We start from the raw sequence: 8106 nt of genomic DNA on the forward strand, positions 1-8106 counted from the left end.
TTATACGATTGATACAGATGAACTAGTCTTAATTGGCATTCGAGTCGGATCGCATGATCGTTTATTTCCTGGTCAAAATCGTTCCAAAAGGTATCGAAAAAATGACGAATAAGAGAAGTCATTTATAACATATAAAAACAAATAACCCCCAACATCTACATTATAGATATTGGGGGTTATTTTAACAATGATTTTGAGGGGTTATTTGTATATTATAGACCCTATATATTCATAGCCCCTTTCTGTTTGGTGTTAAAGTATTAGTCATCGATGTCATGCACTATCTTGTTTAGCTCCGTTTTGATGGAACTGGAAATATTTTCTAAATTGAAATGATTATATATTTCTTTATCCTTAAGCATCCTTTTTGTGCCTTATTTAATTTACACTCATTGTTACCCACTACCCATTCATCCTTTGTACGTATAAAGGGGTTTTGCGCACTTTACTTTAACGCGTTTTGAACATCTTCATAAGGTAAATAAAATTCAATTGTAGATTAATTTTACAATCTACCATATAACGTCTCCATCTTTTCAAAACGACTTAATTCTACGGGCTATAAATAACTTAATTTGCCAGTGTATAACGTTTCAGATTAAGCTACCACTAAGTTATAATAACCATATCGAAAGGAGATCAATCTAATGAAATATACGAAAACCAAAGCAGTATTAAATCAACTCGTTGCCGATTTGAGCCAGATGTCAATGATTATCCATCAGACGCATTGGTACATGCGTGGACCCAACTTTTTGAAGTTGCACCCCTTGATGGATGAGTTCATGGAAGAAATTGACAGCCAACTCGATGTCATTTCTGAACGGCTGATTGCGCTTGATGGCAGTCCTTACTCGACCTTAAAAGAAATGGCCGAAAACACTAAGATTCAAGACTGGCCTGGTGAATGGGACAAAACAACCCCAGAACGCCTCGCACACTTAGTTGATGGCTATCGTTACTTGGAAGACCTTTACCAACACGGCATTGAAGTATCCGATGTTGAAAAAGACTTCAGTACCCAAGATATTTTCATTGGTCTCAAAACCGCAATTGAGAAGAAAATCTGGATGATTCAGGCAGAGCTTGGGTCGGCGCCGGAAATTGATGAATAAAATAATATTAAAAAATCGGTAGGCTTAAACATTGCTAACGCTTATATCAGTGCTGCTATTTAATTAAAATGCGACATCCCAACAACGGGGTGGCGCATTTTTGTTTGCAATGCGGTGACAAATAGGCCGGAAACAAAATAAGTGAGTGATAACTCATTTTAATGTTGACAAACCGAGATGTACTGATTATACTAAGGCCATTAAGTGAGTGAGTATACACTTGCTTTGAGAAAGAGGGTTATTAAAATGGTAACGGATTATGTCATCGCCAAGCAGGTCAGCAAGCACTTTGGTCATCAGCAAGTGCTCAATCAGATTGATTTGACACTGCCGGCTGGAATGATTTATGGCTTGATTGGGCCATCAGGAGCTGGGAAGACCACCTTGATCAAGAGTATTTTAGGGATGGAAGCTGTGGATAGTGGCACTGTTAAAGTCATGGATACGGTGATGCCCAATAGGGCGGTAATGGCACAAGTAGGGTATATGGCCCAAAGTGACGCTTTGTATGAGACACTAACGGCCCGTGAAAACCTGACCTTTTTTGGGCAATTGATGAGCGTTCCAAAAATAAAGTTAGCACAGATGATTGATTATGCAGCCGGATTAGTTGATTTAACGACCCAATTAGACAAGCGGGTCAGTGGCTATTCGGGTGGGATGAAACGGCGCTTGTCGTTGGCAATTGCCCTGATTCAGGATCCCCAATTATTGATTTTAGATGAACCGACCGTTGGGATTGATCCAGAATTACGGCAACAAATTTGGACCGAACTAAATAAGCTCAAGGATATCGGTAAGTCGATGATCGTGACAACGCATGTCATGGACGAAGCAGAACGGTGTGATTATCTCATGTTGATTCGGCACGGGATTGCGCTTGCTGAGGGGACACCCGCGGCACTGAAACAACAGTATGCAGTAGATACGATCGAACAGGTCTTTTTGAAAGCGGGGCGGATGCAAGATGCGAACGATGGCAATCGTTAGACGAGTTTTTAAGCAAATGTTACGTGATAAGCGTACCTTGGCGCTGATGCTTTTGGCACCATTGCTGATTATGACGCTGATGTATTTCTTATTTCAAAACAACACGACGCAAGTAGCAAGCTTGGGTGTTCATCATGTAGACCAATCCGTGGTTAACGTGATCGATACCAAAAACGTGACGATTCATCATTATGATAGTTCACAGGCACGGAAAATGATTAAGCAGCATGATCTAGATGGCTATTTGACTCAGAAAAATGGTCAATTGACGATTACTTATTCAAATAGCAATCCAACCAACACGTCTTTAATTAAGGCGAGTTTACAATCAGGATTAGTCAAGTTGAAAATGAAGACGCTGGTGACCGTTACTAAGAAACAGCGCGCGGCCCTTGAATCGCAACAAGCCGCTTTGAAGAAGCTGACAGCAGCCCAGACACAAGCAACGGTGACCAAGCTGAAGACTGCCATTGCACAAGCCCAGGCCCGCGGTGACCAGGCAACTGCTGAGAAATTACAAAAGCAACTCAAGCAAGCCACAGCCACGACGTCTAGTTCGACTCAGTCAGCTAAAGCAACCAGTTATACGACTAAGTCTCATTATATTTATGGTAGTAGTGATTCAACGTTCTTTGAAAGCTTTTTGGCAGCCTTTCTCGGTTTCTTTATCTTCTTCTTTGTGTTCTTGATTTCTGGCGTTTCACTTTTGAATGAACGCACTACTGGAACCCTAAGCCGGCTACTTGCAACCCCAATTCGACGGAGTGAAATTATTATGGGCTATCTAATTGGTTATGGGGGCTTTGCCATCATTCAGACTGTCCTGACCGTTGTTTTTACAATTACGGTCTTCAAGATTCACTTAGTTGGTAGTATTTGGCTGGTCTTTCTGACTAACTTATTATTAGCGTTAGTGGCTTTGACCTTGGGTATCTTTATTTCCACCTTTACTAACTCAGAATTTCAAATGATGCAGTTTATTCCACTGATTGTTGTACCACAAATCTTTTTTGCTGGGTTGGTTCCAGTCGATGGCATGGCCAGTTGGTTGCAAGCAATTGCCCACATCATGCCGTTATACTATGGTGCTAATGCGATGACGGATGTTGTGACAAAGGGTGCTGGGCTTGGCGATATTGGTGTCAATTTGTTAATATTAGTAGGGTTTACGGTCGTACTAACAATGTTGAATATTGTTGGAATGAAACGTTATCGGAAGGTGTGAGGATATGGAACGACCACGGATACGGGATTATTTTCAACAGGATCTAAGTCAGAATGAAACGATTACACCTAAGCAACGGGCCATCCTCCAGGCAAGTCTCGATTTGTTTGCTGAAAAGGGTTTTGACCAGACCAGTACTAGTGATATTGCACAACGGGCCGGCGTTGCGGAGGGGACGGTCTATCGGCGGTATAAGACTAAGGTTGCCTTACGGGATGCCATCTTAGCACCAATTACCGCGCACATTGTGCCAATCTTAGCGAGTGATTTTTCAGAGGATAAATTACGGCAGCGTTATCCCAGTCTACAGGCATTCGTCACAGCAATTTTTACGGACCGAGTTGCATTTGCTAAAGCTAACGTGAAAGAGTTAAAGGTCATTTTTGAAATGGCAGCTTTTGACACCGAACGACGCGAACAGATTCTTAGCCAGATTGCGCCTAAGATGGTCAAGCAGATGGGAAGTGTCATAAATCAACTAAAAGCAGATCATTTGATTGTGGATTGGCCGAATGATTTGATACTGCAAAGTTTGTTATCGCAGCTATTCGGTTACCTAGCGCAGTTAATGCTGGAATTGCCGGGAACTGAAATTGAGCGCGAACAAGCGTATTTGATTACGGTGATGACCAAAATATTGACCCCGGGTGAACATGATCAAATTACTGGTCAGTGAGCTAACTGTTACTTGATATAAACTAAAGCCACTTCTGTACTTAGCGGTCATTTGAACGCTAAGTACAGAAGTGGCTTTGGTCGTTGCTACGCGTGTTCGTTTGTTAATCTGCTAGTATCGTCATTTTATTCAACAAACTAGTTTGTAACTGGCTGAGTGTGGTCGTCATGTAGACCGGGTAAAGATCTGGGTTGACGAGCCGCTGGGTTGTTCGTGGGAGCTCGGCAAGTTTAGCCTGGGTCGTTGCCTGAATGGTTGTAACCGGAATTGACGTGGTGTTGGACAAATCTACCGGCGCGAGTAAGGGCCGGGCTTCAAAATGGGTGAGTCGCTGTTGACGGTCGACACTGAGTGGGTCACTGGTGACGACGGTTAGGCTGGTCGCATCAACGATCGTCTCGGTAGCTAGTGCAATCAAATCAGCAAAGGCCCGCTGAGTTCCTGGTTCGTACAGACGATAGACTTGCTTATCACCAGGAATCGTTAGTTTTTCGCGACTGGCACTGACCTTGATCTTGGGGGTGCTCTGACCATTGCTCTCAGTTGCCGCAAGCTTGTAGACGCCACTTAGAACCGGTGCGGACGCGCTAGTGATGAGCTTTTCACCGATACCAAAATTATCGATCGGTGCGCCTTCGTGCAACAGCGAGGTAATGATGTGTTCATCCAATGCGTTAGAAATAGTGATTTTGGCATTGGGAAAGCCAGCCGCGTCCAATTGTGTCCGGGCAGCTTGTGATAAAGTCGTGACGTCCCCCGAATCGATTCGAATACCGACGGGTTCATGCCCAGCTGCTCGTAGCTCCTTAAAGACCGTCACCGCGTTAGGAATCCCAGAGTTAAGCACATCATAAGTATCGACTAGTAGCGCACTATTGTCAGGATATTGTTCGGTCCACTTGCGAAACGCCGTTAGTTCATCTGGGAAAGCTTCAATCCAACTGTGGGCCATGGTACTAGCAACGGGAATATCAAACAGCTTCGCAGCGAGAACGTTTGAAGTACTATTGGCGCCACCAATAATGGCTGCCCGGGTGCCGTAAAGTGCGCTTTCCGGGCCTTGCGCACGGCGCGCACCGAATTCCATAATTGGACGTCCTGCCGCGGCATAACTCAGTCGACGAGCTTTAGTGGCAATCAGTGATTGGTGATTGACGATATTTAAGACGAGCGTTTCAAGTAATTGCGCTTGCTCAAGTGGTCCAGTGATTGTCAATAGTGGTTCACGAGGAAAGACCGGGGTTCCTTCTGGAGACTGGCAAAGTAGGCGGCGGATTTTTTTAACATATCACGCTCCAATGCTAATTCGGCATTTTCACGTTTTAAGGCACGGTTCTCAGCTTCTAAAGAAGCAAACGGCGTTTGCTTTCCATCTTCGGTATATAGCTTCCGCCAACGATACAGGGCACTTTCAGGAACACCAAGTTCGGAGGCAATGATTTTAACTGGTTTGGAAGAGTTAAAACTCAAACGTACCGCATTTTTCTTAAAATCTTGGTCGTAGCGATTGCGTGAATAGGTCATTTTGAGGACTCCTTTCGGATAAATCAATTCTCTTATGTTTCTGTCCGAAATTCTAGTACAGACCCTCCATAATTTGTATGCTCTTTTCTAGTACATATTTACGATAATTATTCGATTACCAAAAATGCCACCATTTTTTATTAGTTATATTTTTAGCTGCCTGTTTTTTTGCACCATCAGTTTTTGCAACTTGGCTTTTTTCTATACTTTCAAGATCTTCAACTGGGCCATCTAATTTTCGTAGGCGTTCTTTCAAATGGCGATCTTCTGCTACTGTTGCTAATTGTAATTGTTGTTGTTGGTCTATTAGTTTTGTTAAATGATCTATTTGTCTGTCTTTGCTACTTATTTGCTGGTCTTTGGTCGCAAGCTGTTTGTCACGTTGAGACTTTAAATCTGCTACCTCTTTTCTTAGAGTAGCAATTAGCTCATTATTTTTTTTGCTAGTCTTTGTCGCTTTTTTGCTACCTATTTGTTGATCTTTTGCTACCAAAGGCTTTGCTACCTTGTCCCTAATAATCCTTTCAGCTGTAAGGCTAATCATGTTTGTACCTTGACTATCTTTTTGTTGGTTCTTTGTTGGTAGTCTTTGGTAGTGATATTGAATAGTTTGTTTAGAGACCTTCAATTCATCAGCAAGTTCTCTAATAGTTTTAGGCATGTTTTCCAAACCCCTTTCGGAGTTCAGAAAGCATTTCTTGTCTTGTCTGATCTCTTATTGTTTTATCATGCTCAATCTGTCGTTCGGCTAAAATCTGTTTTTCAGTTGAGCCTAGTGGTAGGCCTTTAACTTTATCGGTAGCACGCCATTTTTCTTGTTCTGTTAATTCACCATTATTCTGGATATTAAAAAGTTTTTGACGCTCATCTTGGAACTTACCTTGAGAAAAGTCGTTTGCGTCTTTTCTTTCAGGCTTCCAAGTAAAAGTATAACCAATCACTGGTTTCCCACGACCTTTACCATATTTTTTTCGTATAGTTAGGCCTCTAAACAAAGGGGTTAGTTCTTCCTTAATTGGGCGAATAACCCTAGATTCAACGTTCGCAGGCTTACTCCAATAGCTTTGTGGAATATCTAGTAGTTCAAAGAAATCATTTTTAGAAAAATAAGCATAACCAGTGGTTCGGAATTGTTTAAGAATACGAAAAGTTGTTTTTGCGTAACTACTCTTTAAATCTCGGAACTCTGTCAAAGCATAACGAACCCAACTTTCGAGATTATTTAGAAGTTTCAACGCTTTGGGATAAATTTGAATATCAACATAAGGAACGTCTGCAGATCCCTTAATTTCAAATCGAGTGAACATGACAAACATCTCTCTATCAAGACCATCTTTACTTCGAGAGCCAAATCTAAGACCTAGTATTTTTTGATATGTACTTTGTATGTCATCAATAAACCGATTATTTGCGGTTGGCTTATAGGCACTTAACTCTTTTAACTGATCAAAGGTAAATCTAACAGTATCATCACCTTTATCACGCATTCTAGAAACTACAGAAAAGAACAAGTTCATTTCTACAGGAGTAAACCTTCGCAAGGGGATTGTATTTAATTCAGGGTCATATTTGACTAATTCATTGCTCATAAAATAACCTCCTTGAATAATACTACCTTATTTGAATACAGGAGTAAATAAATGTAGTCGATAAACAGACAAAATGTAGTCGATAAACAGACAAAATGTAGTCGATAAACAGACAAAATGTAGTCGATAAACAGACAAAATGTAGTCGATAAACTTCTGTACGCCTTGGGGGAGTAAGGCGCAAGAGGGGTCTAAAAGAGGTTTAAAAGAGGTTTATAAAAGAGGTTTAAAAGAGGCACTACTGTACGAGGCCAAAACCTAGAATCAAAAAACACAAAGGAGTGAGCCAAAAACCGGCTCACATTAAACTCCACTCGCTACGCTTCTTGCGCCTCACTTCGTTCGTTGCCTAAAAAGGTGCGGCAAGCCACATTTAATCGGGCGCTAACGCCCCGAACCCCGTCCAAGCTGAGCCAGCTTAACCGCTTTTTCACTCGCCGTTAGGCAGAAAAGCAAAGTTTTATAGAAACTTTGGCTTTCGCCAATTCAGTGTTAAGACTGGTTTAGAGCTGTCAATTCCTTATGCTCCCACGCTACGCTCGTCCGCTACCATTGACAGCAAACAGTTAGTTTTTCTAAATCTTAGCAAGACTTTAACTGCTATATTCGTTTTTAAGGGCCTTATTTCTCGTTTCTAGCGGTTTTAAGACTATTTATATATATTTATACCAAAGGAAAAATAAAAAGCCCTCAGAAGGCTCTTAGAGGGCTAAATAACGAAGCCAGGACGATTAATAATATCTTCTTGTCTTTTTTGCAAAACATAAGTGTATAAGGAATCATACAAGTTCCTTTTGATCTCATCAGGTTCATTGACAGAAGCTTCAAACAATTCTTGAATATCAACTTGCCAAGGATCAGCAAGCATTTCATCAATTGGTTTTAATACTTTCTTTTCGTCCATCTTAATGACTCCTAACATCAAAATAATGATTTCAGTTTAGATTTACAGATCTTACAACACCGTTATTCAAAATTTGTTACCAA

At 41.4% G+C, this 8106-nt stretch carries 7 protein-coding genes and 2 pseudogenes; 5 read left to right on the forward strand and 4 right to left on the reverse strand.

All coding sequences use genetic code 11. The features are described from left to right. From ACKTSF_RS13905 to ACKTSF_RS13925, 5 genes and pseudogenes are all read left to right on the forward strand, one after another. Nucleotides 1-112, forward strand: a pseudogene (locus tag ACKTSF_RS13905) (type II toxin-antitoxin system YafQ family toxin); the annotation flags it as partial. 535 nt (nucleotides 113-647) lie between these two features. Then, nucleotides 648-1115, forward strand: a complete 468-nt coding sequence (locus ACKTSF_RS13910) for a Dps family protein (protein ID WP_003587210.1) — start codon at nucleotides 648-650, stop codon at nucleotides 1113-1115. 246 nt (nucleotides 1116-1361) lie between these two features. Further along, complete coding sequence (locus tag ACKTSF_RS13915; protein WP_047767853.1) at nucleotides 1362-2105, forward strand: ABC transporter ATP-binding protein; 744 nt, start codon at nucleotides 1362-1364, stop codon at nucleotides 2103-2105. Continuing rightward, nucleotides 2083-3330 carry an ABC transporter permease gene (locus tag ACKTSF_RS13920; RefSeq protein ID WP_407890194.1) on the forward strand — a complete coding sequence of 416 codons (1248 nt, stop codon included), beginning with the start codon at nucleotides 2083-2085 and terminating at the stop codon, nucleotides 3328-3330. Before ACKTSF_RS13915 ends, ACKTSF_RS13920 begins: the two co-directional genes overlap by 23 nt. A 4-nt stretch (nucleotides 3331-3334) precedes the next feature. Beyond that, on the forward strand, nucleotides 3335-4006 hold the full coding sequence (locus ACKTSF_RS13925; protein ID WP_260266987.1) for a TetR/AcrR family transcriptional regulator: 672 nt from the start codon (nucleotides 3335-3337) through the stop codon (nucleotides 4004-4006). Between the two features lie 103 nt (nucleotides 4007-4109). On the opposite strand, the pseudogene ACKTSF_RS13930 reads toward ACKTSF_RS13925, so the two are convergent. The 4 genes and pseudogenes from ACKTSF_RS13930 to ACKTSF_RS13945 form a co-directional block, all read right to left on the reverse strand. Then, nucleotides 4110-5530: pseudogene (locus tag ACKTSF_RS13930) on the reverse strand (nicotinate phosphoribosyltransferase). Between the two features lie 115 nt (nucleotides 5531-5645). Beyond that, complete coding sequence (locus ACKTSF_RS13935; RefSeq protein WP_010620839.1) at nucleotides 5646-6191, reverse strand: DUF536 domain-containing protein; 546 nt, start codon at nucleotides 6189-6191, stop codon at nucleotides 5646-5648. Beyond that, nucleotides 6184-7119, reverse strand: a complete 936-nt coding sequence (locus tag ACKTSF_RS13940; protein ID WP_063285835.1) for a replication initiation protein — start codon at nucleotides 7117-7119, stop codon at nucleotides 6184-6186. Before ACKTSF_RS13940 ends, ACKTSF_RS13935 begins: the two co-directional genes overlap by 8 nt. A 709-nt stretch (nucleotides 7120-7828) precedes the next feature. Further along, the gene (locus tag ACKTSF_RS13945) at nucleotides 7829-8041 is read right to left on the reverse strand and encodes a hypothetical protein (RefSeq protein ID WP_042253400.1); all 213 of its coding nucleotides are present in this window, start codon (nucleotides 8039-8041) and stop codon (nucleotides 7829-7831) included. Nucleotides 8042-8106: the final 65 nt, after the last annotated feature.

The sequence above is a fragment of the Levilactobacillus muriae genome (assembly GCF_045862015.1).
Taxonomy (GTDB): Bacteria; Bacillota; Bacilli; order Lactobacillales; family Lactobacillaceae; genus Levilactobacillus; species Levilactobacillus muriae.

Coding starts and splice junctions, on each gene's coding strand:
- ACKTSF_RS13920 (WP_407890194.1), top strand. CDS start 2,083: ATGCGAACGATGGCAATCGTTAGACGAGTTTTTAAGCAAATGTTACGT.
- ACKTSF_RS13945 (WP_042253400.1), bottom strand. CDS start 8,041: ATGTTAGGAGTCATTAAGATGGACGAAAAGAAAGTATTAAAACCAATT.
- ACKTSF_RS13915 (WP_047767853.1), top strand. CDS start 1,362: ATGGTAACGGATTATGTCATCGCCAAGCAGGTCAGCAAGCACTTTGGT.
- ACKTSF_RS13910 (WP_003587210.1), top strand. CDS start 648: ATGAAATATACGAAAACCAAAGCAGTATTAAATCAACTCGTTGCCGAT.
- ACKTSF_RS13940 (WP_063285835.1), bottom strand. CDS start 7,119: ATGAGCAATGAATTAGTCAAATATGACCCTGAATTAAATACAATCCCC.
- ACKTSF_RS13925 (WP_260266987.1), top strand. CDS start 3,335: ATGGAACGACCACGGATACGGGATTATTTTCAACAGGATCTAAGTCAG.
- ACKTSF_RS13935 (WP_010620839.1), bottom strand. CDS start 6,191: ATGCCTAAAACTATTAGAGAACTTGCTGATGAATTGAAGGTCTCTAAA.